We start from the raw sequence: 25,379 nt of genomic DNA, 5'->3' as shown, positions 1-25,379 counted from the left end.
CGGAGGAGCATGGCCATTTCCCCATAGCTCGCCTGTTGCGTTCAAAGCTACAGGGTGACTTCGGACAGACCGACATCACATGCAGGAAGAATTGTGAAGGGAAGACGGGGCGAGCGCTACAAAGTCAGGTGGTGGCAGCCGGCCGCCGGGCTGGAACGATCAGCAGCAGGAGCAGCCCCGCCAGACATGCTACCAGTGCGCCACAGCCGAAGGCTGCATGGGGACCCAACCGCTGCCAGAGCATGCCGAAGATGACGCTGGCCGGCAATGCGCCGATGCCGATGGCGCAGTTGTACCAGCCGAATGCCGCGCCCCGCTCTGCAGGGAGAGCAATATCCGCCAGAAGGGCCTTTTCCACCCCTTCAGTCAGGCCATAGAAGAGTCCGTAGAAGGCAAACAGGAGCCAGATGTGCAGTTCGGTGGTCGCCAGGGCGAATCCCCCGTACGCAAGGGCATAGACGCTCCAGCCGGCAAGGATGACGCTCCGCCGGCCGATACGGTCAGAGAGCGCACCGAATGGCATGGTCGCAAGCATCTTGATGAGGTGAAAAAAAGTCCAGAGAAGGGGAATACGGGCCGGCGTGACCCCCAGCTGGCTGGCCCGGAGCAGGAGAAAGGCATCGGAGGAGTTGCCGAGGGTGAAGATAAAGAGGACCAGCAGGTAGGCACGCAGCCGCCCCCTGGGAATCGTGAACAGGAAGCGACCGTCCTCAAGGTGCCGGCGGCCGGTCTCCCGTACCTTGAAAATTATCAGGAGCACCGCCAGGATTCCCGGCACGCCGGCGAGCCAGAATACGGCCCGCAGGTCGAAGGCGAACCAGGCAAGACAGGCGGTCGCCACAAGCGGGCCGACGATTGCCCCGGCATGGTCCATGGAGCGGTGAAATCCGAAGGCTTTGCCCCGCACCCCGGCATCGACCGAATCGGCGATGAGCGCATCCCGGGGTGAGGTCCGGATCCCCTTGCCGATCCGGTCGGCGAAACGGACGCCGAGGACGGCCAGAGGGGTTGTCGCAACGGCGATAAGCGGCCGGGCCAGAGAGGAAACGGCGTAGCCGCCCACCACGAGGCCCTTGCGCCTCGGCAGCCGGTCGGAAAGGATGCCGGAACCGAGCTTGAGGAAAGAAGCGGTAGATTCCGCCACTCCCTCGATGACCCCGAGAATGGCTGGTCCCGCACCCAGGACAGTCGTCAGGAAGAGGGGGAGGAGCGGATAGATCATCTCGCTGGAGACGTCGGTGAGAAAACTGACGACCCCCAGTACGAGGACGTTCCCCGAGATGCCGCGGAACACCCCTCGGTTCATCACTCCACCCCTTTGAGCCGGAGTGCTTCATCGTACACCGCACTGCGCTGTTGCCCGGTCTCGAGCGCCACCCGCTTCACGGCATCTTTCAGGGAAAGCCCTTCCTCCAGACAGCGTCGCAGCAGTTCGGGCACCGCCGTGACCGGTGGCGCTCCGGGGGCATCGTCCGGAGCGACCAGGATAACCACCTCACCCTTGATCTGCCGGCCATCAAGGTTGGAAATGACCGAGGGGAGCGAACCGCGGATGAACTCCTCGTAGATTTTCGTCAACTCCCGGGCCACCACGGTCTCCCGCGGACCGAACAGTTCCAGCATATCCGTCAATGTGGCAAGGAGCCGGTTGGGGGACTCGTAAAAGACCATCACTCTCTGCTCACCAGCAAGTGAGGCAAGTTTCTCGCGGCGCTTTCCTGAACGGTTCGGCAGGAAACCGGCAAAGACGAACGAATCGGTGGGAAGCCCGGCTGCGGAAAGGGCGCAAATGGCCGCAGACGGCCCGGGAACCGGTACCACGGTTATTCCCGCTGCCACCGCATCCCGCACCAGTTGATAGCCCGGGTCGGAAATACAGGGGGTGCCGGCGTCGGAGATGAGCGCCACCGACTCCCCCCCCTGCAGACGCTCCAGAAGGTAGTTACCCTTGAGATTCTGGTTGTGATCGTAATAGGAGGTGAGGGGGCGGGAAATGCCGAAGTGGGTCAGTAGCTTGCGGGAATGGCGGGTATCCTCGGCAGCGACAAGATCCACCTCCTTGAGGATACGGACCGCCCGGAAGGTCATATCCTCCAGGTTCCCGATGGGGGTTGCAACTATGTATAAAACCCCGGGGTCCGGGGATCGGGAACCGGGGACCGGTAAACTACTCGATGATTCTACTGTATCCCGTTTTTCCCCAGTCCCTGGTCCCTGGTCCCTAGTCCCCATTACTTCCCCCAATCGCGGGAGTAGCGGAAATCCCGGTCTATGGTCCTGTTGGAGACCTTGGCGATGACCGGCAGGCGGCGCTTGAAATGGGAGTTCTGCACCTTGGCCTGGATCTTGTCGATGAATTCGGCCCCGAACCCCTTGGCAAGTAGTTCGTCACGGCTGTAGCGCAGGTCGATCATGTGGTAGAGGAGTTCGTCCACCTCCCGGTAGGTGAAGCCCAGTTCCTGTTCGTCGGTCTGCCCAGCCCACAGGTCGGCGGAGGGTTTCTTGTCGATGATGACCCGGGGCACCCCCACCGCTTCCGACAGTTGCCAGACCTGGCTCTTGTAGATATCGCCGATGGGGTTGAGGGCGCTCGCCATGTCGCCGTAGAGGGTTCCATAGCCGAGGAGGAGTTCGGTCTTGTTGCTGGTGCCGAGCACCAGGGCGGACCGGGCCGCCGAATGGTCATAGAGTATGGTCATCCGTTCACGGGCCATCTTGTTCCCCCGCCGCATGTTGTCGGCGTCGGGATAGCGCGCAAAATAGGCGTCCACCATGGGCGTGATCTCGATCACCTCATGACCGATGCCGAGCTGTTCCGCCGCCAGCCGGGCGTGGGCCTCGCTTTCCGGGTTGCTGGTCCGGTACGGCATGATGATGGCCCGGACATTCTCGGGGCCAAGGGCCTCGGCCGCCAGGAAGGCGACCAGGGCCGAGTCGATGCCGCCGGAAAGACCGAGCACTGCCCGCGAGAGGCCGACCTTCCGCACCTCCTCGCGAATGAACCCGACCAGGATCGTCCGCGCAAGCGTCGTATTCATCCCAAGACTTCCCATCAGCATCCCCTTTCCCGGTCGATCCGCTCAAGTTCCTTGAGAGTGACGGACAGGCTCTCGTCCCGCATCAAGGGGGAGAATATTCGTTCGCGGCGCAATTCCCCCTCTTCGACCCGGGCCACCACCAGATCTTCCTCAAAGAGCTTGCCCCTGGCGGTCACGCTTCCCGCGGGGCTCACCACCTCCGACCCTCCCCAAAAACTGACGCCGTCTTCGTAACCGACCCGGTTGCAGTAGAGCACCCGGCAGTTGAAAAACATGGAGGTCGTGGCGGTCAGCTTCTGCCAGGCAGCCGTGGAACCGAGGCTTTCGTCTTCGCTTACCCCCCGGCCGGGACTGCTGGAAAGACAGAGGAGCGTAGTGGCACCGTCCATGGCGAGAATGTAGGGGGCCGACAGATGCCACATGTCCTCGCAGATGAGTATCCCCATCCGGCCGAACCGGCTGCCGAAGGCACGGAACCGTTCCCCCCGGGCGAGGTAGCGCTGCTCGTCGAACATCCCGTAGGTGGGGAGATAGACCTTGCGGTGCACGTGTTTCAATTCCCCCCCATCGAAGTAGAGGGCCGAATTGAAGAAACGATAATCGGAAGAGACCTCCACGCAGCCGATGACGATGGCTATGTGGCGGGAGAGTTCCTGCAGCCGGATAATCTCGGGGGCGTCGAGACGCACAGCGACATCCGGTACGAGGTCTTTGAGAAAATAGCCGGTCAGGGCCAGTTCCGGGAAGAGTACCAACCCGGCTCCGGCTTTGACAGCATCGGCCACTGCCGCTTCCGCCAGAGCCAGATTGTCAGCAACACAGCCGAGCTTCGGCTTGATCTGTGCCAGTGCAACGGTAAAATCCATGGTCGTCTCCGCAATTTTCGTCAACTATTACCACAGGGAAGTGGGCATTGCAATCGTCCCGGGTATTCAATAGGCAAGGTCGAAGGCATTGAGAATATGGTCAATAGCGGGAACCTGGTGGTTCAGCAAAAGGATGGCGATCACATCAAAGCGGGCGCTGGCGTCGTGCTGCCGGTTTTTTGCCAGCCATGTCAGGGCAGCCTTGGATATCTGCCGCTGCTTGAAAGGTGTGACGCTCAACTGGGGTGGTCCGTAGGACTCGCTGCGACGGCTCTTGACCTCCACGAACACGATGGTTCCGCCGTCCCGGGCCACGATGTCCACCTCCCCTCCCTTACAGCGGAAATTCCGTTCCAGGATGACATATTTCTTCCCCTTCAGGAAGGCAACGGCAACCTCTTCCCCCCGTGCACCGACACTCCTGTTGTCCGAACCCGCTTCACCTTTCACCTTTCACCTTTCACGTGTTCTTTAACGCCTCGAAAAGTAGCGCGGTGGATCGGGCAGGGACCGAGAGAGGCAATGGCGGCCAGATGGCTCGCACAGCCGTACCCCTTGTGCTCCGCAAAACCGTAGCCGGGATACTGCCGGTCGTAGGCGGCCATCAGCCGGTCCCGCGTGACTTTGGCGATGATGGAAGCGGCAGCAATGGAGATGCTGGCACTGTCACCTTTTTTTATAGTGCGCTGGGGAATGGAAAGCGGAATACAGGAAATGCCGTCGACGAGGAGATAGTCGGGGGGGGGCGTGAGAGCACCTACGGCCTCCCCCATGGCTGCAAGGGTAGCCTGGAGGATGTTGATGCGGTCGATGAGGAGGTGGTCCCCCATCCCGACACCAACCGCCACCGCACGGGAATGGATGAGATCGAACAGTTCATCCCGGCGGGAGGGGGTCAGTTTTTTCGAATCGTTGACACCGGGGAGATCAACATCAGCCGGCAAAATTACCGCTGCCGCGACGACCGGCCCGGCCAGCGGACCACGCCCCGCCTCGTCCACGCCGGCAACCTGCCGGTATCCCCGCCTTGCCGCCAACTCCTCGAATTGCCTCATGGACGGCTGCAGTGCCTGACCGAACAGATCCACGGAGCCCCCTTGTCACCGAAGTACAAAATAAAAAGCCCCGGGAAACCCGGGGCTTTCCAGCCGGTTACTGTGCCACGTATTTCTTTTCGCGAATGCGCGCTGCCTTGCCACGCAGTTTGCGCAGGTAGTACAGCTTTGCCCGCCGTACATGGCCACGGGTAATCACCTCGATGGCATCGACGATCGGCGAATGGAGCGGGAAACAGCGCTCTACCCCGATACCGTTGGAAATTTTCCGGACGGTGAAGGTTTCCCGGACCCCGCCGTTCTGGCGACCGATCACCACTCCCTGGAAGGCCTGGATACGGCTCTTGTCCCCTTCAACGATCTTGACTTGCACCCGCACGGTGTCGCCAGCCTTGAACGGTGGGATGTTTTTTTTCATCTGTTCCATTTCGATTGCGTCAATCTTGTTCATGTTCTTTCTTCCTTTCTTATGCTCGCCAAAGCTTTCTCTCAGCATTTCAATGCAGAATGGTAACTGCTTTCGTACTCAAGCCCGTTCGCCGAACAGGCGGTCAAGAATGATGGACACCGCCGAACGAACCGACAAATGGTTGTACTCCGTCGGCCCTTTGATGGGTGGAAGCACGTAATCTGCCCGTTCGAAAATCTCTTCGGTCATCCCCCAGCCGGTACCGAACAGAAGCAGATACGGCTGGCACCGGTCACGGCAAAGTTCCGACAGTGTCCCGTAAGAGACGGTATTGTTTCGCTCACCGGCACCGGTCACCACAACCCGTGGAGGGCGACCATATAGTTTCGTCATGTCATCCAGCACATCAGCGAGTGCCGCAATCACCCGCACCTGATCGAGGGCGGCTTTCCGCTTGGGGTTATAGGTTGCGCCCCATCCTTCCTGCCAGTGCCGTATTACCCGCTCCGCGAGTTTCTGCTGCTCCGCGACCGGTGTCACCACGTAATAGCGGTGAAGCCCGAAGGTCCGGGCGGCACGGGCAATGTCGTGCAGGTCAAGGTTGGTAACCGCGGTGGTCACCACCTGCCGGTTCTTGTCGTAAACCGGATAGTGGAGCAGCGCAATGCAGACATTGGCTGCAGGCAAACCCGACATGGTCATTGCCCATCATCCTCGCCAAGCTCCCGAAGGCAACGGCGATCTGCATCGGTCAGCCGCGCGGTGGCCAGCAGGTCCGGGCGTTCCCGCAAGGTACGCTCCAGTGACTGGCAGCGCCGCCACCGGTCAATTTCCCGGTGGTTACCCGAAAGGAGCACCTCCGGCACCGAGAGCCCCCTGAACTCGGGAGGGCGGGTATAGTGCGGGTACTCGAGGAGGCCGTCGGAAAAGGAATCGGCCGCAGCCGACTCAGCGCTCCCCAGCACTCCGGGAATCAGGCGGGTGACGGCATCCGTCACGGCCATGGCGGCAATCTCTCCGCCGGTCAGGACAAAATCGCCGAGGGATATCTCGTCCGCACCGAAAAGCTCCCTCACACGTTCATCCACTCCTTCGTACCGCCCGCAGATGATGACGAGTCCCTCTTCCCGGGCGAGTTCCTCAGCCATCCCCTGATTGAACTGTTTTCCCCGGGGGGTGGTCAGAATCACTCGTCCCCTGGGATTCGCCTCAAGAACTGCCTCAAGGCAGGCGGTCAGCGGCTCTACTTTCATGACCATCCCGGCCCCACCACCGTAGGGGGTATCATCCGCTGTCCGGTGGCGGTCGACGGCGTAGTCACGGATATTGTGGAGGCTTATCTCCACAAGACCTTTATCCACGGCCCGCTTGATGATGCTTTCAGTCAGGGGCCCGGTGAACATGGCCGGAAAAAGCGTCAGAACATCTATTTTCATAGATCGAACAGCCCCTCCGGGGGGCTGACTTTCATGGTGCCGGCAGCCAGGTCGACGTCCAGGACCACGTCAGCCAGGGCGGGAATCAGGTATTCCCTCTCCCCGGCAGTTACCACGTACACATCATTACTGCCGGTGGCGATAATCTCCGTCAGGGTACCGAGCAGATCGCCCTGGTCGGTCATAACCCGCAGCCCGATGAGGTCGCACCAGTAATACTCTCCATCGTCAAGGGGGGGGAGTTGATCCCGGTCGGCATACAGTTCCCGTCCCACAAAGTGGAGCACCGTGTTGATCTCCGTATACCCCTTGAGTGACAGAAGCAGTTTCGTGCCATGCACGGAAGCCCCGGCAACGGCGAAACGCTCCATGTCGCCCGCGCTTCCCTTCAGCAGCACCGACCTGAGACCGGTCAGATTGGCAGGTTCTCCCGAGTAGGATATCACCCGCAGCTGTCCCCTTATCCCGTGGGTCGCAGCAATCTTGCCAATCAGAATCGGTTCGGTGCGGTCCGGCATTACTCGACGATTTTCAGGACAGCCTTCTTGTTATCCTTGGTGGAAACCGCATTCAACAGCGTCCGGATTGCCTTGGCGGTCCGCCCTTCCTTGCCGATGATCCGCCCCATGTCCTCTTTTGCCACGGTCAGCTTGATGACGGTCGTATCTTCTTCCATCTCCTCGGTTGCCTTCACCTGGGTGGGATCATCTACGAGCGCTTTGGCGATGGTTTCTACAAGCTGTTTCATGTCGGTATCCTCTGTCGATGTAGAATGTCCGGCGGACCGGGGGGAACAGGATTACACGGCCTTGGAAACGAACTTCTCCCAGATTCCGGCTTGCTTGAGGATCTGTTTGACGGTATCGGTCGGCTGGGCGCCCTTGCCGAGCCATTCCAGCGTCTCGCTCTCTTCGAAGGTGACGGCCGCGGGGTTCTGGTTCGGGTCATAGGTGCCCACATTGGCGATGAAACGCCCGTCGCGCTTGGATCGCACGTCGGCAACGACTATCTGGTAAAAGGGTTTCTTCTTTGCGCCTGCCCGGGCAAGCCTGATTTTTACTGCCATTTCTTCCTCCTGGTGGTGTGACGGTCCATGGACCGCCTGAGAGTCTAGTTTATGTAGTCTGTAAGTATAACCGACGTCATGAAAAAGGGAACATCCCCTTGCCAAGTCCACCCATCCCCTTCATGAGTCCCTTGGGGCCGAGCTTCTGCAACTGCTTCATGACCCGCTGCGCTTCGGTGAAGCGCTTGAGAAGCTGGTTGACTTCCTGCACTGAGGTACCGCTCCCCTTGGCTATGCGGAGACGACGGCTGCCGTTGATAATGCTGTGATTGGCACGCTCCGCGCGGGTCATGGAATCGATGATCGCCTCGATCCGCTTCAGCTCCTTCTCCGAAGGCTGGGCCCCCTGGAGCTGTTTCATCATCTTGCCGACACCGGGGATCATCCCGAGAATCGAATCGATGGACCCCATCTTCTTGATCTGCTGGAGCTGGGACTTGAAGTCCTCAAGGTCGAACTGGCTTTTCTTCAGTTTCTGCTGAAGCCGTTCCGCATCCTTGGCGTCGAATACCGACTGGGCCTTCTCCACCAGGGTCAGCACATCACCCATGCCGAGAATGCGCGACACCAGACGGTCGGCGTGGAAAACCTCGAGGGCGTCAAGTTTCTCGCCGATACCGGCAAACTTCACCGGCCGGCCGGTGACCGCCTTGATGGAAAGGGCGGCCCCCCCCTTGGCGTCGCCATCCAGCTTGGTCAGCACCACACCGGTGATGTCGAGGCGGTCGTTGAAGCCGCTGGCGACGTTGACCGCTTCCTGGCCGGTCATGGCATCCGCCACGAACAGGATTTCCCGAGGCTCCACGGCCCCCTTGATCCTGACCAGCTCGTCCATGAGAAAGTCGTCGATCTGATGCCGGCCGGCGGTATCAAAAATGACCGTATCGAAACCCGAACGCTCGGCGTACTGCAAGGCATTCCGGCAGATATCCACCGGGTCCTGATCGGCCCGGGCATCGACCACTTCTATGGACAACTGCCGCCCCAGGGTCTTCAGCTGCTCGATGGCCGCAGGCCGGTAAACATCGGCCGGCACCAGCAAAGGCCGCCGGCGCTGACTCTTCAGGTAGCGGGCAAGCTTCCCGCAGGTCGTGGTCTTTCCGGCCCCCTGGAGACCGACCATCATGATGGCCACCGGCGGCTTCGCTGCCAGGTCGAGGCTGTTGTCTTCGCCTCCTCCCATGAGGGCGACCAGTTCGTCGTGAACGATCTTGATCACCTGCTGGCCAGGGGTAAGGCTCTGCAGTACCTCGGTGCCGACCGCACGGCTTCGGACCTTTTCGACAAAATCCTTGACGACCTTGAAGTTGACGTCAGCCTCGAGAAGCACCAGCCGGACCTCGCGCAGGGCATCCTTGACGTTTTCCTCGGTCATCACCCCCTGGCCCCGCAACTTCTTGAAGACCAGGTCAAGCTTATCAGAAAGGTTTTCGAACATTCAAACCCTAGTTATTTCTTATGGTTGGCGAGCAAAGCACAATCACCGGCTTCGGCTCGCAGATATCCACCAGTAAAGAGGTTAACTATAGTGGGGGGCAAGAGTTTTTGTCAAGACAATTTTTCCCGCGCACTTTCACCTTTCTCCTCACACCCGCACGACCGAACCTGCCGTGAGCAGACTCTCGGCGATGGTAAACATGTTGGTCACCGCTCCAGCCAGGAGTTTGTTCCTGCGATTGAAATAATCGAGACAAATGCCGCAAGAAAAAACCTCTACACCCCGGTTAACCAGCGTCTCCAGCACTTCAACGACATCCGACCCGTCGGTGGTAAGAAGGACACCACTGTTGACGAACAGGACGCGATCCGGCAACCGGTCCAGTTCCAGCAGGGTAATGATGAAGTTCTTCATGAGCAGACGCCCCAACTCTTCCGGACCATCCCCCATTCGATCGGATGCAATGAGCATCACGGTCGGACCGATCGCTGTCCCGCCTCCATCCCTGGAAGCTGTCGCCTCGCCCGTTATCACCAGGGCAACACCCTCCTCCAGGGCCGTTTCCGTCACCACCAGCCCACGGTTCGCAGCGTAGCGGGTCACGTTCTCCCGGGGCGCCCCATTGTCCAGAAGCACCTGAAGCGCCTCTCCCGGCGCCTCCTCCAATGACCGCTTGACGGTAACCACCGGCAGCGGACAGGCCATATTCCGACAATCTATCGTTTTCATCGTATCTCCTTTTAAAATCGGGGACCTGGTATCGGGGACCGGTAAAGGACTAATCCCTAATCCCTAATCCCTAATCCCTAATCCCTAATCCCTAATCCCTAATCCCTAATCCCTAATCCCTAATCCCTGGTCCCTGGTCCCGGTCTTCGCATACTTCCCGTCCAGGCGAACGTAGATCACTTCCGGAACGAGCCCCGACTCCGACAGCGCCTTTTCCACAGCCTCCCGGTCCGATGCAGCGTACCTTATGGCAAGCCCGCAGTCGGCACTGAGGTCTCGGGGGGCAGGGATGAGCAGCATCGCCACGTGACGACTCTTGAGGATTTGCTCAGCCTTCATCACCCGGTGGATCGAGTTGAAAATCGCCACGTAATCACCTTCTTTAACCATATATCACCACTCCACCTCTCTCCCGGCAGGATGCCGGCCTGGCAAGTCATCGCATTCGAGATGCGGATTGACAAAATTTTGCCAAATCCCTACTATGGGCCGATGCACCCGCTCGTGACCCTCATATGCCTCATTCTGCTCGCCCTTGCCATCAACGTACCTTTCGGCTACCTGAGGCAGAGCTGTGAAAAATTCACCTTCGGCTGGTACTTCTACGTCCACATCTCCATCCCCCTCATCATCTATCTCCGCATCAAAGCCGGCTTCAGCTGGAAACTCATCCCCCTGACCCTGGGAGGAGCGGTGGCCGGCCAGATTATCGGGGGGTACCTCCACCGGAAGCGTCATGGCAATCAATGAAAAGCGGCGAAAAATGCCACGTCCCCTGGCCGTAGCCGACCTGCTCGCCACGGCACTGCACGGCAAACCAGTCGAGAAACGGCTTCAGGAAGGAAAGATCTGGCTCCTCTGGGACGGGACGGTCGGCCCTGCAATCGCTGCCCAAGCCCGTCCGACCGGGTTTCGCGACGGAGTATTGACCGTCACGGTCGCCAATGCCCCCTGGATGCAGCAACTCACCTTCCTCAAGCGGGACATTATTGCCCGGCTCAATGTCCGGCTCGGATGCGACCTCGTCAAGGATATCTACCTGCGGGCCGGTCAGCCCGAAACTCAGCCCGTAGCGGTGAAATCCCCGCCGCCGCCATCACGCACCCTTTCCCCCCCCGAACGGGAACGGGTAGTCGAGCAGACAGCTGCCGTGGCAAATCAGGAACTGCGCGACGCCATTGCCGGCCTGCTGAGCAAGCACTTGGCAACGGAGCCCCCGGGCAGGAAGAAATGAACGTCAGCGGAACATGTTATCCCATCACTTCGTAGACCGCAACCCCCACACTTGAAGGGTCCCGGAACAGGAAAAATAATTTCAGCCCGGGAACAGGTCTGAAACCCGCCCCCTTTTCCACGTAGACCCCGCTGGCTCCTTCAACGAAAAGGGGCTCGTACAACACTCCCAACTGCGGACGCAAGCCGGCAAGTGCCCCATCGACAACGATATACCGGGCGCCGTCCTTCCGGGCCGTTGCCACGATCTCCTCGAGACTGGCCTGGGGCATGTCTACCCACCCCCGGTCCGCGTAGAACCCGACCCTTCCCCAGCGTGTCATTATCCTGGCAGACTTCGGCAGATACTCGTTCAACAGCAGGCCTATCCGTTTGTGATCATACCTCCCCCCATCCTGTGAAAAGTGATAGGGGATATTTCGGTCTGCAGGGACCTGCCCCGCGAGAAGATAGAGCGCGAACAGCACCGTTGCCGCCAGCGAGAACATACCTCCCGCCCCCCGCAGGGTAAGGAGCGGATGGCGGTCCATTCCCACAAGGGCGAGTGCCCGCGTCTCCATCCAGAGGGCACCGGCAGAAACCCACAGGAAGAATACCGGCAGGTACGGCTGGATATACTCCGGCCCAATGAAGAAAAAAACGATGATGATCCCGAGCGGCGCAAAGGTGGCAACCAGAAAGGCCCGCTCCTTGAGGTGCTCCCGGCTCCAGCCGCCGGCGCAGAAGCCGAGCAGGCCGAAAAGCCAGATAACGGGAGGGACGAATTCTCTGGCGAATTTCTTAAGATTACCGGCACTATTCTGGCGGAGAAAGTCCGGATACTGTCTCACCACATCCAGGTAACCGATTTCCTGGAACGCGGGATCCCTCTTCAGGTCGGGCCGGCCGAGAAATTCCATCAGGGAATCGGCAAGGGCAACGCGGCTCTTTCCCGTAAGCTGCCACGTGCCGGTTACCTCATGGAGAAAGTAGGCATAGGGTAAAAACACGACAACGAATGCACCCCACCCCGCCAGCAGACAGGCGAATTGCCGGCCGTTACGTTGTATCGCCGCATCGACCGCGAGGACAAGGGAAAGGGCAAGAAAAACCAGTACCCCTTCGGAACGGGTAAGGTGCGCCAGCCCCATGGACACGCCACCGGCCACGGCATATGCCAACGATCTGTTCCTGCAGGCATGCCAGACGAGATACGCACCCAGCAGTACCAGGGTGATGTAGGTTGACTGGCTCATCACCTCGTTCGACCATTGCCGGAGACTGGGCCAGGCCATGACGAGCACGGCGGCCATGATGCCGACCCGCCGGTCGAAAAATTCCCGGCCGAGCAGATAGACCGGCACGACGAGGAGACTCCCCATGAACATGGCGGCCAGTCTCCCCGCAAGCTCTATGTCGCTGAACATCGTATGAAAAAGGGCCACGAGCAGCGGATAGAAAGGGGGGAAATGGGTGGCGCCGGCCAACCCCCTCCCGCCGAGGATGTCCCGGGCGATCTGGGCGTAGGCGACGCCATCCGAAGATATGACCCGGTAGAACTGCAGGAAGTAGAACTTTATCCCCAGGGCGACAAGGAACAGAGCCCCCATGAGGAGAAGGTCCCCTTTGGTCAGGTTCTCCGTCCCGGACGGCTCATTTCCCCGCACAACCGCCCCCCTTGGTAAAAATTGCCGCACCGGCCAGCCCCATCTTCGCCAGCCTGAACTGTACCGCCGTTTTCAGAACCCCCAACCCGTAAATCACGCTGCGCCTGAAATTTATGGATGAAGCGTCATCGAAATACTTGGTCGGACAGCTCACTTCGCCGATCCGGTAGCCAAACCAGACGACCTGGGCCAGCATCTGGTTGTCGAACACGAAGTCGTCGGAATTCTTCTCCAGCGGCAGGGATTCCAGGATTTCCCGGGAAAAGGCCCGGTAGCCGGTATGATATTCGGAAAGCTTGTGCCCGAGCAGGAGGTTTTCGAACAGGGTCAAAAACCGGTTGGCGATGTACTTGTAGAGCGGCATCCCTCCCTTGAGGGCACCGATGCCAAGAATCCGTGAGGCCAGCACCGCATCGAACTCGCCGAAGGCGATCATGGCCGCCATTGCCGTAACCAGCTTCGGCGTGTACTGGTAGTCGGGATGGAGCATGACCACGATGTCCGCACCGTGCTCCAGCGCCGTCCGGTAACAGGTTTTCTGGTTGCCGCCGTACCCCGTGTTCTGCTCGTGGACAATAGTCCGTATCCCCAGCCGTCGCGCCACCTCCGCGGTATCGTCACGGCTGGCGTCATCGACAAGAATCACCTCATCCACAAACTCGAAGGGTATCTCATGGTAGGTCATCTCCAGCGTTTTTCCCGCATTATAGGCGGGAAGCACCACCGCTATCTTCTTTCCGTTCAACATTCTATCGCTCGCTCCCCCCATTGACGTTCTTAATCTCTTCGCCACAATGCCTCCCCCCGTCACGGACAAACAGTGGCGGCAGTGCCTTCAACTCCCCCTTCCGCCCCTTCGCCAGTTCGGCCATGAACATCCGCGCATCGGCGTCCCCGTGCCCATGCACCATCCGCAGGCGAAGCGGTGCCAGCTTCAGGTCCGTCGCCAGAGTGAAGAACTCTACTAGCCGGGATGGGTGGGAGATGAAACATATCCGCCCCGTCGGTTTCACCAAGTACTTGGCGGCGGCCAGGAAATCGGCCAGACCGGCGGTCGACTCATGCCGGGCCAGGTCCCGCCCCGCCCGGGGACTGATGCGACCGGTACCGCGCCGCCGGTAGGGAGGGTTTGCTGTCACCAGATCAAAGGAAGAAACGGGGAAATGTGCCCGCACCCGACCCACATCCTCTTCCAGAATCGTCACCTGCTCACAGAGTCCATTGAGAAGGACATTTCGCTCCGCAATCCCGGCCATCACCTGCTGGTGTTCGACACCGACAAACTCGACATGTGCTGCCCGACGGGCCATCACCAGGGGGATCACACCGCAACCGGTCCCCAGGTCCACCCCCCTCTCACCATCCTTGACACCGGCAAACTCACACAAGAGGAGCGGATCGAGGGAAAAGCGGTACCCGTGACGGGGCTGGACGAGGCGAAGGTCATAGTCCCGCAGTTCGTCGATGGTTTCCTCACCCTTCACCTTTCACCATTCACCTTTCTTCTGTTTCTCCACTCCCGCGCCACCATAAAGGCAAAAAAAGCGAAGGAGGCCAGGGTCAGGTATTTGCCGACCTTGAACGGCAGCGGGTCGAAGGTGAATTCCACCGTGTGGGTCCCCGGCGCAAGGTACACGCCGCGCAGAATGTAGTCAACCCGCTGAATCTCGGCCGGTTTGCCGTCTACCCGTGCCCGCCACCCCTTGTAATACTTCTCACCCATGACCAGCAGAGAATTCCGGGTCACTTGGCAGGTCAAGGTTATCCGGTTGGCTTCGTACGTCCCGACGGTCACCTCCCCCACGTTGCCACTCCCCGACGCCATCGGATCAGCCAGAGGAAGGGAAGGTTGGGACTCCACCAGCGCCAGGCGACGCGGGTCGAAGAGCGGACTCCGGAGGAGCCCCAATTGTTGACGAGGTTCATTAGTAACAAGCACCGCAGGTACCAGCCACGCCTTGGGAAGCACGGTCCGGTTCTCCACCACTACTTCCACACCGTCGGGGGAGGTGAAAACCGGCGTGAACCTGCCCCCCAACTTGTCCTTTTCCTTCTCGTACTGCGCCTTGTCGTAAATGAGATATTTCACGTTCAGAAGGTCCAGCATGGCCGAATCGAAGGTAAACCCGTCAAGGAAATCCTGCCAGCGCTGTACCATCACCGGATTGGAGGTGAACATCACCGGGATGCCGTTGCTCGCATAATGCATCGGATCCCGGCCGTTCATGGGAAGGACCCGGTACGCCTTCGAATCCCGGGCCAGGTACTCCATCACAGGAGTTTTGGTTCCCCGCAGCGATGGGGGGAGATCCTGCAGCAGCATGAACTTGGCGTTCACCCGTCCCGTATCGGCCAGAAACAGGAGGAAAAGGGCCGGCAGCACGACCCTCATGGAGAACCATTTCCGGGCAAGTCCGAACAGCACAGCGGCATGAAGAGCCGCCACCACCGCCGCAATCGCCGTCTCCCTGACCAGGTTGTTCCAGCGGTTCATCACCAGCTGCGGGCCCTGCTCGTACCGGGTCGGCTGGGCAAAAGCGTCCATGAACCGACTCAGCCAGAAGTCCCGCCCGACCATCTCCACCGCAACCATGACGAGGAGCAGTGCCGGCAACGCCAACACGGCAACCATATACCGCTGGAACGCCCTTGTCCCGCGCACCCCGCCGTCGCGGAGGATATCGAGCCCCCGTGCGGCCAGAACCCCCAGGCCGAGGGCCGGGATGAACATCATCATCTTCGGCACCCGGAAGTGGTTGACCCCGGGAAAATGCTCGAAGAGGAACCAGTAGAAGGGGGTGTATTTCCCCATGGAAAAGAGGATGCCGCCGACAACGCCGGCCAGTGCCAGCCAGGTGTACCGGTCACGCCGGAAGATGAGCGGCAGCGGAAGGAGGAGCCAGGGGAGAAGCCCCATATAGTCGATGGTCTGGGTGAAGACCATCCGCCCCCAGTAGTAGGCGTCGATATCCCCGGTATTGTACCCCCCCTCCTGGCGGGAAAAACCGAACATGCCCGGGACGACGAAGGTCACCAGTTCCTCGGGGGGCATGGACCAGGACATGGCCTCTTCCAGGTTCAGTCCCCCCTGCCCCTGGTTGGCGCCGCTCTGCACGCCACGGGTGGTATCCTTGGACCAGTCCGCCAGGGGGATGAGGGAAATGGCCACGGTGGAGAGGAAGAAGAACATGGTCACCAGGTTGAGCCCCACCAGCCGGCCGACCTGACCCGGCGACCGCTGCCGTTCGGCAATCAGGATGCCGACAGAGCGACCTACACCGTAGACACCGATGCCGATACAGGTATAGAAGGCGATCTGCCAGTGCATGTTGAAGAACTGGAAGGCGAGCACGAATCCAGCAGTCAGGAACCAGATCACCCGCCGGCAGATGAACCCCTTTTCCAAGAAATAGAAGGCCCAGGGGGCGAAGCTGATGGTGGCGATCTTCTGGGCGTGGCCGGCGTTGATGAGGGAGGCGTTCTCCGGCACGATGGCGAACAGCAGCCCGCCGAGAAAGGCCGCCGTCCTGCTGCAACCAATGAGGCGACAATAGCAATAGGTCCCGGCGCCACCGACAAAGAGGTGAAAGACGATGAACCACGCTACGTTGGCCGGCGCCGGAATCAGCCAGAACAGCAGATTTCGGTAATAGAGGAACTGCAGGGAGAGGGTCCCCCCCCCCTCGGTCCCGCCGCTGTTGGCGTACATGTCCCAGCCGGCCTGCAGGTGGGTCCGGAACAGGTCAAAAAACCCCATATCCTTGAAGTGGCGAACGGTCCAGTAGAACTCGTTGGTGATGTCAGGTGCCCGGATAATCTGGTGGGTGAAGAGGATCTTGGCAAAATAGATGAGCAGCACCGCCAGCAACCCGGCCAATGCCAGCAGGTTTCTTTTCCGTTCGGTCATGTAAAATACTCCGATATTCTTTTCAGGCTTCAACGCAGAGGCACAGGGACGCGGAGACGCAGGAAAAACAATAAACCAAAGCTTACTCAAAAAGCCTTTCCAGTTTTCCCCTGTGCATTGGCGTCTCTGCGTTAAGCATCAAAAATCACAAACCATTTACTACCCGGTGAATACCATCTTTTACAAACTTTTCCCCGAAGTTGATTACCAAAGCAAGTTTCAGATCAAGCATTCTCAAGTAGGTCAGCGCCTGTGCCTCAAATATCGGGTTATATTGAGCAGCTGCCTTCACTTCAACGATAATCTGATTTTCAACCAATAAATCGAGGCGAAGTGGTGAGGCCAACAGATTCCCCTTATACTTTACCGGCACGGTTTTCTGGCGCTCAACTACGAAGCCACGTTGTTGCAGTTCCCAAGCCAATGCTTCTTCATAGACATTTTCCAATAAGCCGGGACCACCGAGATTTCTATGAACCTCAACAGCACAAGCGACAATATTTCCGCTTATCTGGTTTTCGATCATAATTTGCCCTTGCTCAGTAAATACCTAACGCAGAGGCGCAGGAAAACAGGTATAACCAAACAAAAAGATTCAAATAAGCTTTTCCGGGTGTTCCCCCTGCGTCCTTGCGTCCCTGCGTTAAGCCTTTCGCTGTAAATAAAACTCCTGCAACTGCAGCGAAAAATCCCGCCAGCTGAACTGCTCAAGAAGGTAACGTCTTCCCGTTTCACCCAGAGTTCGCCCTCTCGATGGATCGAGGAGCAGTTCCACCACCCGATCCGCCATCTCCTGCCAGTCGTCCGGGTCGCAGAGGATGCCGGAGGCGTCCGCACTGATGTACTCCGCCAGCTGTCCCACCCGGTCGGCCACTACCGGCACGCCGGCGCGCAGCAGTTCGGTCAGTTTTGCAGGACACTTGGCCCGGTTGACCAGGGTATCGGCAAAGGGGTAGATGGCAACATCCCCCGCAGCCAGATAATCGGGGAGGTCGGTCGGCTCAACCCACCCCGCCACGACCAGGGCCGGGGCAAAGCCCATCCGCTCGCCCGCCTGGAGGAGAAGGGCTTCTTCGTTGTTCCGCCCCTTCCCCACCACCAGGAATCTGACCTGGGGAACCCGCCGGCAGATCTCGGCAAAGAGGACGTGGAGCTTCTCCTGGTCGAATTCGAAAAAGCGCGTGTAGAGCAGCACCACCGGTGCACCGGGTGGAATCCCCAGCTTCTCCCTGGCGACGGCGCCGCTACCCGGAGCTACCGCTTCGACGCAATTGGGAAGGTAAAGTACCCTCTCCACCCCCATGCTCCGTACCCGCTCCTCAAGGGTACGGCTCGCAGCGGTCACGCCGGCGGCCCGTGGAGGAAGCCATGCTTCCTGGAAGTCGTAGACCCGGCGTTCCAGCCGCGAATACTGATGGAGGGCATTCATTCCCTCTCCCCCTTCCCAGTCATCCATGTCCACGAAGAGTGGGGGAAGGCGCACCCCCAGCCGTTGGAGAAGAAGGTGGAGCATGGCTGCCAGGCCGCCGTACCCCTTCGGCTTGAAGAGATGGACCAAATCGGGCTTTTCAGCCAGCATGGTCCGAAACATCCGCCCCGCCAGGACCGGCGCAGCCAGGGCCTTATTACGAGGCCCGAGTGCGACGTTGCGTACCGCAACTCCCCGAACCACCTCCGTCTTTCCCGAGTCCTCAGGGTTCGTGTAGGGGGGTGCAATGATGGTAACGGTATGGCCCGACTCCTGGAGCGCGGCCGCCAGCGGGACCATGCGGGCGATAACCGTCCCCTTGGGGCGGATGCCGAACGGTGCGAGAAAAACGATTTTCAAATCAGGCTTTCTCCAAGGGTTTATCTGTTTCAACAACTGGTTTCTTTCTGGCAAGAAGGTAGGTGGTCGATGCAAGCACATAGGCATTGGGTCTTTTCAGCAGAAGTTTGTCGAACGGTTTCAATACCATGAGCCCCACCATCTCCCAAATGAATCTTAGCGGTACTCCGATGATTTTCGGGAGATACTCCTTCATGAAGGTCGAAATAACGCCGACGACTGCGTTCATCGGACCGACACAGGGGCCGGAGGCAACAATATCGAAACCAAGAGACTCAAATGCGTACGTGTGCCCGGTCAACGTGTAGTTCTGGAAATGATAAGGATATCCATGATAAGCCTGCAAAAAAGGCGTAATGGCATAGACCCTGCCTTCCGGCTTCAAAACCCGCCACATCTCGGCAATGGCATTTTTCGGCTCCTGCAAATGCTCCAGCACCGCCTCGCAGTAAATGGCATCGACACTCTCGTCACCGTAAGGGAGCTGATGGGCATCGGCAATGATGTCGACATTGGGGAAAGGACCGATGTTCAGGTTGACCAGAGCAGGATGGGGCCGCTGGGGCCCCCCTCCCACCGATAGAAACAGCCTGTCGTCATCGTCTCCTTCGAAAATACTGTTGAAAGCTTCAATGGAAGCCACCGAACGAAAATCCTTCTCCCGGAGGGACTCGACGCACTTTCTCAGGAAAATCTTTAGACAGTTCTCCGGCATATACTCGTTCACCATCTGACGGGACGAGTCTGCATATTCCCCAGCCCATTCGGGGTCAATAACCATGACTGGTACTTTCCCGTTCAGCACTGAATATGACTCGGTTTTGTCTTGGGTAATGAGTTTGGAGCTGTCTTCATCATAGAAAAGTCGTTCCCGGGTTTTAGGAGAGACCAGACGGCCGGTCTCGGCTTGTTTCACAAAATCCATATCGGTCACTCTAGGTAATATCCGCAATCAGCTCTTGCCGGCGAACTTGCCCAATACCCCTTTTTTGTAGTCACAATAACCTGCTACAATCATCTTGAATTTCTCAATTTTTTTGTGTTCAAAAAACGCAATGACAATAACCTCTTTTGCAAATCTGACAAAGTTTTCATAATAAAACCGCGGTGCAACCGATTTGTATCTATCGACTACGTAGAATCTGTTTCTCGTTTTGTAATATCTTCTGAGGGGTGAATGGTTAGTGGCAATGAATATCCAGTATTTATGAATGTCCCCGACATTATGTTCAAGAAGTGCACGGTTTGACTGTATTGTCTTGTAACCTTTTTCACGCAACCGCAGACAATACTCGTGATCCACAAAATCAATGAAAAGTTCATCCATAAAAGGGCCTACCGCTTTATACACCGATAAATTAAGCAGGTTACCCGACGTCATTACCGTCAGCACTTCGCGACAAGAATGACAACTCCCTTTTGGTGCTGGTTCCGCTCTCGTAACATGAAAAGGGGAAACAATACCAACCTTGGCAGGATCCTGTCCATCAAGACAAAACAGCATCTTCTCCACCATGTCCGGCGCTGCGCTACTGTCCTGGTCCATGGTGAGAAGGAAATCGCAGCCCTCGGCAAGCGCCATTTCCGCGCCGATGTTCAGTGCGCGAGCTATTCCCTCGTTCTCTCCGTTGCGGACAAGAACCACCTTGTCCAAGGCGGCAATTGCGGAGACAGCGGCGGAAACGTCCCCCTCCGTATTGTCAACCGCAAAGATGGCCTCCACCTGACCAGCCCAGGTTCGGATATTAGCGACCACCTCAGGACCGGGATGGTACAGAACCACGACGGCAGCTATTCGAAGGGAATTCAGCACGAACCGCCTGCACATATAAGGTTATGCAACACATCGATCTCGACACCGTCACCCTTGAGATAGGTAACAGCCACGGCGTCACGGTCGATGGTCAGGACAAACAACCCCATGAGCCGTTTCGGTGCCAGCACTCCGTTCCAAGCTGCTTTTCTCAGTATCTGCATCGCCTCATCCTAGCCGACCAATAGCCGTATATATGCCTCATGCGTCTGCTGTGCCGCCTTATCCCATGAAAAATCTTGCCTAATCCGCCTGCTGATTGCCGACATATCCCGTTCCGTGGCAAGCTCGGCAAATATCCCCTTCCGTATGGAGCCATAATTCAATGGATCGACCGGGGTTGCAAACCCGGCAAAATAGGTTTCAAAAGGGCAGTAACGCCCATCAGCCACCACCGACCGACAGCCGTACCCTAACGCCTCCAGGCTCACCAGCCCCGTGGTTTCTCCGAGTGAAGGGAGAACGTGAAGGGCAGCATTCCGGTAGAACAGGGGCAGATGCTCGTGGGGGACCTCGTCGATGAAATACACATTCCCCCGCCGTCGCCCCAACTCCTCGACCACACGGAAATAGGCCGGGTTAACCCGTTGATTCCCGACAAAGAGGATCGGAAGGTGCCCGTCATCCATCAACGCCTTGACGGTGGAATACTGGTTCTTCCCCGGTTCGATCCGCCCCACCTGAAGGATGTAACCGGACGGCAAATGGTTCATCACGCCAAAGTCGGCATCTGTAGCCGGTTTTGGCTCGGCAACCGTAACAGCATTCACGACCGGTCGTGTTTTCGCCAGCAGCTCATCGGGATCAAGCCCCGACAATCGGGCCAGCACATCCGCCTCCTCAACCGAATTGGGCAGCAGCAGATCGGCAGCGGAAAGGGTCTGCCGCAGATACTCACGGTGATTGTGCGTGTATATTGTCGGCATTCCAACAACACCAGCAAGAAGCTTGAGCAACCGGGAAGCCAAATCTATTCGCCGCTCCGACAACTGGCATGCGGAGAGGCGTTTTACCATAAAGGTATAGGATACGACAGCAGAGAAATCCCACAGGACGGGAGAAAGGGCAACTTTCACCCCGGCGGTACGGCATTTTGTCAGATAGGCTTTCGTATCCTCGATTTTCTGGATATTGAAAATGTGGCAGAGGTCGTAATCTGCTGCATTCAGTTTCTCCGGGTCGGCAACGACATCAACATTCGCTCCATAGCTGTTCTGGAGCAGTTCCCGAGTCTGCAGGAGTTGGATCGTGTCGCCCCCCCTAACGGAGAGAAAGTCACTGCGGGTGCAAAAAGCGATATTCACTGATTACGCCCTAGGCTACAGGACTTGGGAATATGATGCTTTGCTATTGACCACCATTTACGTTTTTCCTCAAGGTAACAGATGAACCTGTTTCGCCCACCGGACACTGTCTTTGCCCTGTAATTTTCACGAAAAACTTCAAGATTCGTGCTGGCCCCGTCCCCCAGCATCTGAACAGTCACCGTATCAAGGAATCCTGTTCGCAGCTTCTCTCTTGCCCGTAGCAATAATTCATAGTCGCCGGCAATGCGATAAGAAGCATCAAACATCCCGTAGCGCTGAAATAACCGCCGATTGTGAAATGCTCCCGGATGAGCGACAGTCATGTTTTTTTTAAATTCTTGCCAATTCCAGGCGTCGCCGAAAATCCATCCTTTTTCAGTCACAGGATTAGTGATTTCAATGCGTGCCGAAACAAATTCCCGTTCACAAGCGGAATTCTGGATATACCGAATATATTCGCCAACGGCATCATCAAGATAGATATCCCCACTACCCAAGAATGCTATCCACTCGCCGTTCGCTACGCTCAGGGCCTTGTTCCAAGCATCATATATGCCACGGTCAGGTTCACTGACCCAATAATCAATTTTATCTGCATAGGTGCTCAGAATATCAAGGGTTTCATCCCGTGAACCGCCGTCAATAATGATGTACTCGATACATTCATATGATTGACTGATAACGCTCCTGATGGTTTTCTCAAGGTGCTGTCCATCGTTAAAAACACTGGTTACAATTGACACCAGAGGCATACCGGGAAAAGACTCGTTTTGCGTACAGGAAGTTCTGCTCCCCCCTTCCCCCAACCGCCCCGGAACTGCGGGGAGGGACATTAGCGACCCTAGCTGGCTCTGCACGAATGGCATGTATGTCTGGGGGATTTTCATCACAATAATCCTGCACACTAGAGTCCGCTTTAAACAAACCCACCGAAGATATACTAATCAGCAAAGGGTATCAGAGGCCAACATCTCTTTTATAACTGAAAAACGATCATATTATCGTAGCCCATTATGATGCGGAAAATCGGCGTTTCAAAGTTTTCAACGCAAGCAGTACAAAAAATTTCATTAGGCCGAAATGCCGAGCGATACACCGAATCACTGATTTGAGGTCAACCCCGAGAATCCGTTGACTCCAAGCATGGAAGGCAACATTAAACAGGATTTCTTCTCTTTCCAGAAAGCCATATTTAACATAAGGTTTTTCTAGATACCCTCCATACAGAGTAAACTGGTCCTCAACAATTGACAGTGACTTGCGGTTGGTCTGCGTCTCCTGATCTTCATGCTGACGATATCGGCAAATCACATCAGGCACAAACGCAAAGTACCCGTTCTCAAGAATATGAAACCACATCTCCATATCGGTAATCTGCTGATAGGCAGTATCAAATCCACGAACGGCAAGAGCTCTCCTAAAAAGGACAGATGTTGGTTCGCCGATTAGATTTCCTTCGACAAGACACCGCTGTATGACGTCAGTGCCAAGGACCACCTGTAAACTATCACCGAAGGAATGTTTAGCCACAGGTTTAAGGTGGGTATCTACTAACAAACGGGCACCGGAGACCAATACAGCATTAGTATAGCATTCAAGGGCATTTACCGACTCTTCAAGACATATCGGTTCCAGCAGATCATCAGCGCATAGGATTTTTACATATTCCCCTTGTGCCAGTTCAAGGCAGCGGTTCCAATTCCCCACCATCCCGATATTTTGCTCATTACAGTAGTAGCGTATCCGGGAATCACTTATTGTATATTTCTCAACAATATGCCTGGTATTATCATCTGAACAGTTATCTGAAATAATGAGTTCATAGTCGGAAAACGTTTGAGCCAGCACTGATTCTATAGCATCGGCGATAAACCTGCCGTAATTATAGGTCGGTATACAGACACTGACTTTATGAACGTTGTATTGTGTCAAAACCTGATAACCTTCAGAGGATTTAGCTTCATTATCGTCAAACGATCAAAATCATCGAGATATTTCCCGCTAGACATTGCGACACCAACCGCAACCGAGTAAAGAATACCTACTATGGAAAGGACTACATAGCCCGTAAGAGGGTATATGACGTCAAGGACGAGCAACGCTAATCCCGCACATAACGCTGTGAAAAAAGGTCGCAAAATACTCTGGGTATACATATCCCAAGTAAGGTTCTGGATATTCCGGTGCGCATTCCATATAAAGTAAATTCCTGAAACGAAGATTGATATGAGAATACCAATGATGATGCCGTAATAGCCGAGCCATTGAACGAGAGTCAGGCATAACACCAGATTCATCACTCCCGCCACGACCGATGACTTCATGCTTATCTGCGGTTTGTTTATCCCGTTAAGAATGAACGCCCCTGGCCCCGTCATAAGGGCTACCATATACGCTGCCATCAGCAACTGCATCGTCAAGGCACTCACCTCATAGCCAGTTCCCATCCATGTCCTGACAAAAGGATGTGCAAGGGCTATAACCAGAAACGAAAACGGTATCGCTGCCATGGTCATGTATTTGAATGACCTGCGATAGAGTGCAGCTACTTTTTCATGTTCATCGGTCGCATGTAGCGCAGAGGCGGCAGGTACCATCGGGGAAAAGATTGATGCGATAAAACTTCTGGCCTGGGTAGCTATTCTGTTGGCAACTTCATAGTAACTAACCGCCTCAAGCCCGATATAATGACTCAATAGCACCCTGTCCAACTGATACACCATCAACTGAGTGAGGTTCGTTACCTGCACCTTCCAACTGAAGGAAAAGATCTTTCCCAATATTTCCCGGCTAAAATAAGTAAAGGGATTGACTTTCAAGCGCGGAAACAATCGTTTGGTCACAAATACATTCGAGACAATAACAAAGACAGTTACAATTGCATTATTGTAGATAAGTCCCGACAAGCCATACCCATGTGAAATAAAAATGACGGTACCGCACGCGGTAATGACAGTTGAAGTCAGTGCGATAAGATTGCTGTAGCCCATCCGCTGGAAACCTATAATCAGTGAACCAAAAACCCCCATCAGCATATTTATAGAGAAAAGGATAATGGCAATGGTGAAGACATGGGTCGCCTTGCCTTGGTGTACCTGCGGAATACTCAGCATCCATTCAATGACAAATGGCAACACCATAATAAATATGCCACAAGAAACCACGCTCAGGAGCAGATATACAACAAGAGCGGTACTAATCAGCTGATTAAGACGTTGCGTATCGTCATGTGCCTTGTACTCGGCAATGAATTTGATAAGGCTCTCAGTAATACCGAAATCGCTTAGTTGGGCATAAGATGAAATGACCCCGACCAAAGCCCAAATGCCAAACTCTTCTTTCCCCAAGTGCCTAATAACATAAGGAGTCAGCATCAGTGTTATGGGGACGGTAAGAATGGTCCTGATAACATTGAACAGAGAGTTTTTTGCTATTCGTGAACTTGTCTCTGAACTCAAATAAGTACCTAACAGAATTTAGTGGTTTTATCTAACAAGAACATCTTTATGCCTAAGCCTAGCCGTAATCTTAAATCCCGCCCATAGGAGTGGGTTGCCCGGCAAAACAGCCCATCGTAACATTCGACATTTCAATCTGCAGGCTTGCCA

The 25,379-nt window shown here is 56.5% G+C and carries 30 protein-coding genes; 2 read left to right on the top strand and 28 right to left on the bottom strand.

The genetic code is table 11. The features are described from left to right. Window positions 1-124: 124 nt before the first annotated feature. From KI810_RS12145 to KI810_RS12075, 15 genes are all read right to left on the bottom strand, one after another. Window positions 125-1,294, bottom strand: coding sequence for an MFS transporter (locus KI810_RS12145; RefSeq protein WP_214175884.1), 1,170 nt, complete (start codon window positions 1,292-1,294; stop codon window positions 125-127). Between the two features lie 11 nt (window positions 1,295-1,305). Continuing rightward, the gene (gene rsmI, locus KI810_RS12140) at window positions 1,306-2,121 is read right to left on the bottom strand and encodes a 16S rRNA (cytidine(1402)-2'-O)-methyltransferase (protein WP_343213500.1); all 816 of its coding nucleotides are present in this window, start codon (window positions 2,119-2,121) and stop codon (window positions 1,306-1,308) included. Between the two features lie 110 nt (window positions 2,122-2,231). Then, the gene (locus KI810_RS12135) at window positions 2,232-3,053 is read right to left on the bottom strand and encodes an NAD+ synthase (protein ID WP_214175814.1); all 822 of its coding nucleotides are present in this window, start codon (window positions 3,051-3,053) and stop codon (window positions 2,232-2,234) included. Then, the gene (locus KI810_RS12130) at window positions 3,053-3,904 is read right to left on the bottom strand and encodes a nitrilase-related carbon-nitrogen hydrolase (RefSeq protein ID WP_214175813.1); all 852 of its coding nucleotides are present in this window, start codon (window positions 3,902-3,904) and stop codon (window positions 3,053-3,055) included. The genes KI810_RS12135 and KI810_RS12130 overlap by 1 nt, the downstream gene beginning before the upstream one ends. Before the next feature lie 66 nt (window positions 3,905-3,970). Continuing rightward, window positions 3,971-4,354 (bottom strand): YraN family protein, encoded by a 384-nt coding sequence (locus KI810_RS12125; protein WP_214175812.1) that lies wholly within the window; start codon window positions 4,352-4,354, stop codon window positions 3,971-3,973. After that, window positions 4,351-4,959 carry a ribonuclease HII gene (locus KI810_RS12120; protein WP_214175883.1) on the bottom strand — a complete coding sequence of 203 codons (609 nt, stop codon included), beginning with the start codon at window positions 4,957-4,959 and terminating at the stop codon, window positions 4,351-4,353. The genes KI810_RS12125 and KI810_RS12120 overlap by 4 nt, the downstream gene beginning before the upstream one ends. A 97-nt stretch (window positions 4,960-5,056) precedes the next feature. Next, on the bottom strand, window positions 5,057-5,410 hold the full coding sequence (gene rplS, locus KI810_RS12115; RefSeq protein WP_214175811.1) for a 50S ribosomal protein L19: 354 nt from the start codon (window positions 5,408-5,410) through the stop codon (window positions 5,057-5,059). Window positions 5,411-5,485: 75 nt separating this feature from the next. Then, window positions 5,486-6,070, bottom strand: a complete 585-nt coding sequence (locus KI810_RS12110; RefSeq protein ID WP_425513900.1) for an RNA methyltransferase — start codon at window positions 6,068-6,070, stop codon at window positions 5,486-5,488. Continuing rightward, on the bottom strand, window positions 6,067-6,804 hold the full coding sequence (gene trmD / locus KI810_RS12105; RefSeq protein WP_214175810.1) for a tRNA (guanosine(37)-N1)-methyltransferase TrmD: 738 nt from the start codon (window positions 6,802-6,804) through the stop codon (window positions 6,067-6,069). The genes KI810_RS12110 and trmD overlap by 4 nt, the downstream gene beginning before the upstream one ends. Beyond that, complete coding sequence (gene rimM / locus KI810_RS12100) at window positions 6,801-7,322, bottom strand: ribosome maturation factor RimM (protein ID WP_214175809.1); 522 nt, start codon at window positions 7,320-7,322, stop codon at window positions 6,801-6,803. The genes trmD and rimM overlap by 4 nt, the downstream gene beginning before the upstream one ends. Further along, window positions 7,322-7,552, bottom strand: a complete 231-nt coding sequence (locus tag KI810_RS12095; protein ID WP_214175808.1) for a KH domain-containing protein — start codon at window positions 7,550-7,552, stop codon at window positions 7,322-7,324. Before KI810_RS12095 ends, rimM begins: the two co-directional genes overlap by 1 nt. Window positions 7,553-7,603: 51 nt before the next feature. Next, window positions 7,604-7,870 (bottom strand): 30S ribosomal protein S16, encoded by a 267-nt coding sequence (gene rpsP / locus KI810_RS12090; protein ID WP_214175807.1) that lies wholly within the window; start codon window positions 7,868-7,870, stop codon window positions 7,604-7,606. Window positions 7,871-7,946: 76 nt separating this feature from the next. After that, window positions 7,947-9,308 (bottom strand): signal recognition particle protein, encoded by a 1,362-nt coding sequence (gene ffh / locus KI810_RS12085; RefSeq protein ID WP_214175806.1) that lies wholly within the window; start codon window positions 9,306-9,308, stop codon window positions 7,947-7,949. 147 nt (window positions 9,309-9,455) lie between these two features. Then, window positions 9,456-10,037: a sulfurtransferase-like selenium metabolism protein YedF gene (yedF, locus tag KI810_RS12080; RefSeq protein ID WP_214175805.1), complete on the bottom strand. Its 582-nt coding sequence runs from the start codon at window positions 10,035-10,037 to the stop codon at window positions 9,456-9,458. Window positions 10,038-10,142: 105 nt separating this feature from the next. After that, window positions 10,143-10,427, bottom strand: coding sequence for a putative Se/S carrier protein (locus KI810_RS12075; RefSeq protein WP_214175804.1), 285 nt, complete (start codon window positions 10,425-10,427; stop codon window positions 10,143-10,145). 102 nt (window positions 10,428-10,529) lie between these two features. Between KI810_RS12075 and KI810_RS12070 the strand changes: the two genes are divergently transcribed. Together KI810_RS12070 and KI810_RS12065 are read left to right on the top strand one after the other, a co-directional pair. Further along, window positions 10,530-10,787: a hypothetical protein gene (locus KI810_RS12070; protein ID WP_214175881.1), complete on the top strand. Its 258-nt coding sequence runs from the start codon at window positions 10,530-10,532 to the stop codon at window positions 10,785-10,787. Continuing rightward, window positions 10,774-11,271, top strand: a complete 498-nt coding sequence (locus KI810_RS12065) for a DciA family protein (protein WP_246525562.1) — start codon at window positions 10,774-10,776, stop codon at window positions 11,269-11,271. The genes KI810_RS12070 and KI810_RS12065 overlap by 14 nt, the downstream gene beginning before the upstream one ends. Window positions 11,272-11,287: 16 nt before the next feature. On the opposite strand, the gene KI810_RS12060 is transcribed toward KI810_RS12065, so the two are convergent. From KI810_RS12060 to KI810_RS12000, 13 genes are all read right to left on the bottom strand, one after another. Further along, on the bottom strand, window positions 11,288-12,916 hold the full coding sequence (locus tag KI810_RS12060) for an ArnT family glycosyltransferase (RefSeq protein WP_214175803.1): 1,629 nt from the start codon (window positions 12,914-12,916) through the stop codon (window positions 11,288-11,290). Next, window positions 12,903-13,664, bottom strand: a complete 762-nt coding sequence (locus tag KI810_RS12055) for a glycosyltransferase family 2 protein (protein ID WP_214175802.1) — start codon at window positions 13,662-13,664, stop codon at window positions 12,903-12,905. The genes KI810_RS12060 and KI810_RS12055 overlap by 14 nt, the downstream gene beginning before the upstream one ends. 1 nt (window position 13,665) lies before the next feature. Further along, the gene (locus KI810_RS12050) at window positions 13,666-14,400 is read right to left on the bottom strand and encodes a tRNA1(Val) (adenine(37)-N6)-methyltransferase (RefSeq protein ID WP_214175801.1); all 735 of its coding nucleotides are present in this window, start codon (window positions 14,398-14,400) and stop codon (window positions 13,666-13,668) included. After that, the gene (locus KI810_RS12045) at window positions 14,397-16,823 is read right to left on the bottom strand and encodes a YfhO family protein (RefSeq protein WP_214175800.1); all 2,427 of its coding nucleotides are present in this window, start codon (window positions 16,821-16,823) and stop codon (window positions 14,397-14,399) included. Before KI810_RS12045 ends, KI810_RS12050 begins: the two co-directional genes overlap by 4 nt. A 145-nt stretch (window positions 16,824-16,968) precedes the next feature. After that, window positions 16,969-17,349, bottom strand: a complete 381-nt coding sequence (locus KI810_RS12040) for a GxxExxY protein (RefSeq protein WP_214175799.1) — start codon at window positions 17,347-17,349, stop codon at window positions 16,969-16,971. A gap of 117 nt (window positions 17,350-17,466) precedes the next feature. Continuing rightward, window positions 17,467-18,651 carry a glycosyltransferase family 4 protein gene (locus tag KI810_RS12035; protein WP_214175798.1) on the bottom strand — a complete coding sequence of 395 codons (1,185 nt, stop codon included), beginning with the start codon at window positions 18,649-18,651 and terminating at the stop codon, window positions 17,467-17,469. A gap of 1 nt (window position 18,652) precedes the next feature. Next, window positions 18,653-19,576: a class I SAM-dependent methyltransferase gene (locus tag KI810_RS12030; protein WP_246525588.1), complete on the bottom strand. Its 924-nt coding sequence runs from the start codon at window positions 19,574-19,576 to the stop codon at window positions 18,653-18,655. Window positions 19,577-19,603: 27 nt separating this feature from the next. Next, window positions 19,604-20,464 (bottom strand): glycosyltransferase family 2 protein, encoded by an 861-nt coding sequence (locus tag KI810_RS12025; RefSeq protein ID WP_214175796.1) that lies wholly within the window; start codon window positions 20,462-20,464, stop codon window positions 19,604-19,606. Beyond that, on the bottom strand, window positions 20,458-20,628 hold the full coding sequence (locus KI810_RS12020) for a hypothetical protein (RefSeq protein WP_214175795.1): 171 nt from the start codon (window positions 20,626-20,628) through the stop codon (window positions 20,458-20,460). The genes KI810_RS12025 and KI810_RS12020 overlap by 7 nt, the downstream gene beginning before the upstream one ends. 9 nt (window positions 20,629-20,637) lie before the next feature. Next, window positions 20,638-21,768: a glycosyltransferase gene (locus tag KI810_RS17605; protein ID WP_214175794.1), complete on the bottom strand. Its 1,131-nt coding sequence runs from the start codon at window positions 21,766-21,768 to the stop codon at window positions 20,638-20,640. After that, the gene (locus KI810_RS12010) at window positions 21,765-22,523 is read right to left on the bottom strand and encodes a glycosyltransferase family 2 protein (RefSeq protein ID WP_214175793.1); all 759 of its coding nucleotides are present in this window, start codon (window positions 22,521-22,523) and stop codon (window positions 21,765-21,767) included. The genes KI810_RS17605 and KI810_RS12010 overlap by 4 nt, the downstream gene beginning before the upstream one ends. A 259-nt stretch (window positions 22,524-22,782) precedes the next feature. Then, window positions 22,783-23,703 (bottom strand): glycosyltransferase family 2 protein, encoded by a 921-nt coding sequence (locus tag KI810_RS12005; RefSeq protein ID WP_214175792.1) that lies wholly within the window; start codon window positions 23,701-23,703, stop codon window positions 22,783-22,785. Continuing rightward, a complete protein-coding gene (locus tag KI810_RS12000; protein WP_281412598.1) occupies window positions 23,700-25,229 on the bottom strand; it encodes a flippase in 1,530 nt (509 codons plus the stop codon). The genes KI810_RS12005 and KI810_RS12000 overlap by 4 nt, the downstream gene beginning before the upstream one ends. Window positions 25,230-25,379: the final 150 nt, after the last annotated feature.

This window comes from Geomobilimonas luticola, assembly GCF_018476905.1.
GTDB lineage: Bacteria > Desulfobacterota > Desulfuromonadia > Geobacterales > Geobacteraceae > Geomobilimonas > Geomobilimonas luticola.
The sequence above is the reverse complement of the archived record's forward strand: the minus strand, read 5'-3'. Positions and strand labels throughout refer to the sequence as shown.

What these genes read in the sequence shown, in the direction of transcription:
- ffh (WP_214175806.1), bottom strand. Translation starts at nt 9,308, where the DNA reads ATGTTCGAAAACCTTTCTGATAAGCTTGACCTGGTCTTCAAGAAGTTG.
- KI810_RS12075 (WP_214175804.1), bottom strand. Translation starts at nt 10,427, where the DNA reads ATGGTTAAAGAAGGTGATTACGTGGCGATTTTCAACTCGATCCACCGG.
- KI810_RS12135 (WP_214175814.1), bottom strand. Translation starts at nt 3,053, where the DNA reads ATGGGAAGTCTTGGGATGAATACGACGCTTGCGCGGACGATCCTGGTC.
- KI810_RS12120 (WP_214175883.1), bottom strand. Translation starts at nt 4,959, where the DNA reads ATGAGGCAATTCGAGGAGTTGGCGGCAAGGCGGGGATACCGGCAGGTT.
- KI810_RS12110 (WP_425513900.1), bottom strand. Translation starts at nt 6,070, where the DNA reads ATGACCATGTCGGGTTTGCCTGCAGCCAATGTCTGCATTGCGCTGCTC.
- KI810_RS12045 (WP_214175800.1), bottom strand. Translation starts at nt 16,823, where the DNA reads ATGACCGAACGGAAAAGAAACCTGCTGGCATTGGCCGGGTTGCTGGCG.
- yedF (WP_214175805.1), bottom strand. Translation starts at nt 10,037, where the DNA reads ATGAAAACGATAGATTGTCGGAATATGGCCTGTCCGCTGCCGGTGGTT.
- KI810_RS12020 (WP_214175795.1), bottom strand. Translation starts at nt 20,628, where the DNA reads ATGCAGATACTGAGAAAAGCAGCTTGGAACGGAGTGCTGGCACCGAAA.
- rpsP (WP_214175807.1), bottom strand. Translation starts at nt 7,870, where the DNA reads ATGGCAGTAAAAATCAGGCTTGCCCGGGCAGGCGCAAAGAAGAAACCC.
- rplS (WP_214175811.1), bottom strand. Translation starts at nt 5,410, where the DNA reads ATGAACAAGATTGACGCAATCGAAATGGAACAGATGAAAAAAAACATC.
- KI810_RS12095 (WP_214175808.1), bottom strand. Translation starts at nt 7,552, where the DNA reads ATGAAACAGCTTGTAGAAACCATCGCCAAAGCGCTCGTAGATGATCCC.
- KI810_RS12040 (WP_214175799.1), bottom strand. Translation starts at nt 17,349, where the DNA reads ATGATCGAAAACCAGATAAGCGGAAATATTGTCGCTTGTGCTGTTGAG.
- KI810_RS12065 (WP_246525562.1), top strand. Translation starts at nt 10,774, where the DNA reads ATGGCAATCAATGAAAAGCGGCGAAAAATGCCACGTCCCCTGGCCGTA.
- rimM (WP_214175809.1), bottom strand. Translation starts at nt 7,322, where the DNA reads ATGCCGGACCGCACCGAACCGATTCTGATTGGCAAGATTGCTGCGACC.
- KI810_RS12055 (WP_214175802.1), bottom strand. Translation starts at nt 13,664, where the DNA reads ATGTTGAACGGAAAGAAGATAGCGGTGGTGCTTCCCGCCTATAATGCG.
- KI810_RS12030 (WP_246525588.1), bottom strand. Translation starts at nt 19,576, where the DNA reads ATGGATTTTGTGAAACAAGCCGAGACCGGCCGTCTGGTCTCTCCTAAA.
- KI810_RS12070 (WP_214175881.1), top strand. Translation starts at nt 10,530, where the DNA reads ATGCACCCGCTCGTGACCCTCATATGCCTCATTCTGCTCGCCCTTGCC.
- KI810_RS12010 (WP_214175793.1), bottom strand. Translation starts at nt 22,523, where the DNA reads ATGCCTCTGGTGTCAATTGTAACCAGTGTTTTTAACGATGGACAGCAC.
- KI810_RS12130 (WP_214175813.1), bottom strand. Translation starts at nt 3,904, where the DNA reads ATGGATTTTACCGTTGCACTGGCACAGATCAAGCCGAAGCTCGGCTGT.
- trmD (WP_214175810.1), bottom strand. Translation starts at nt 6,804, where the DNA reads ATGAAAATAGATGTTCTGACGCTTTTTCCGGCCATGTTCACCGGGCCC.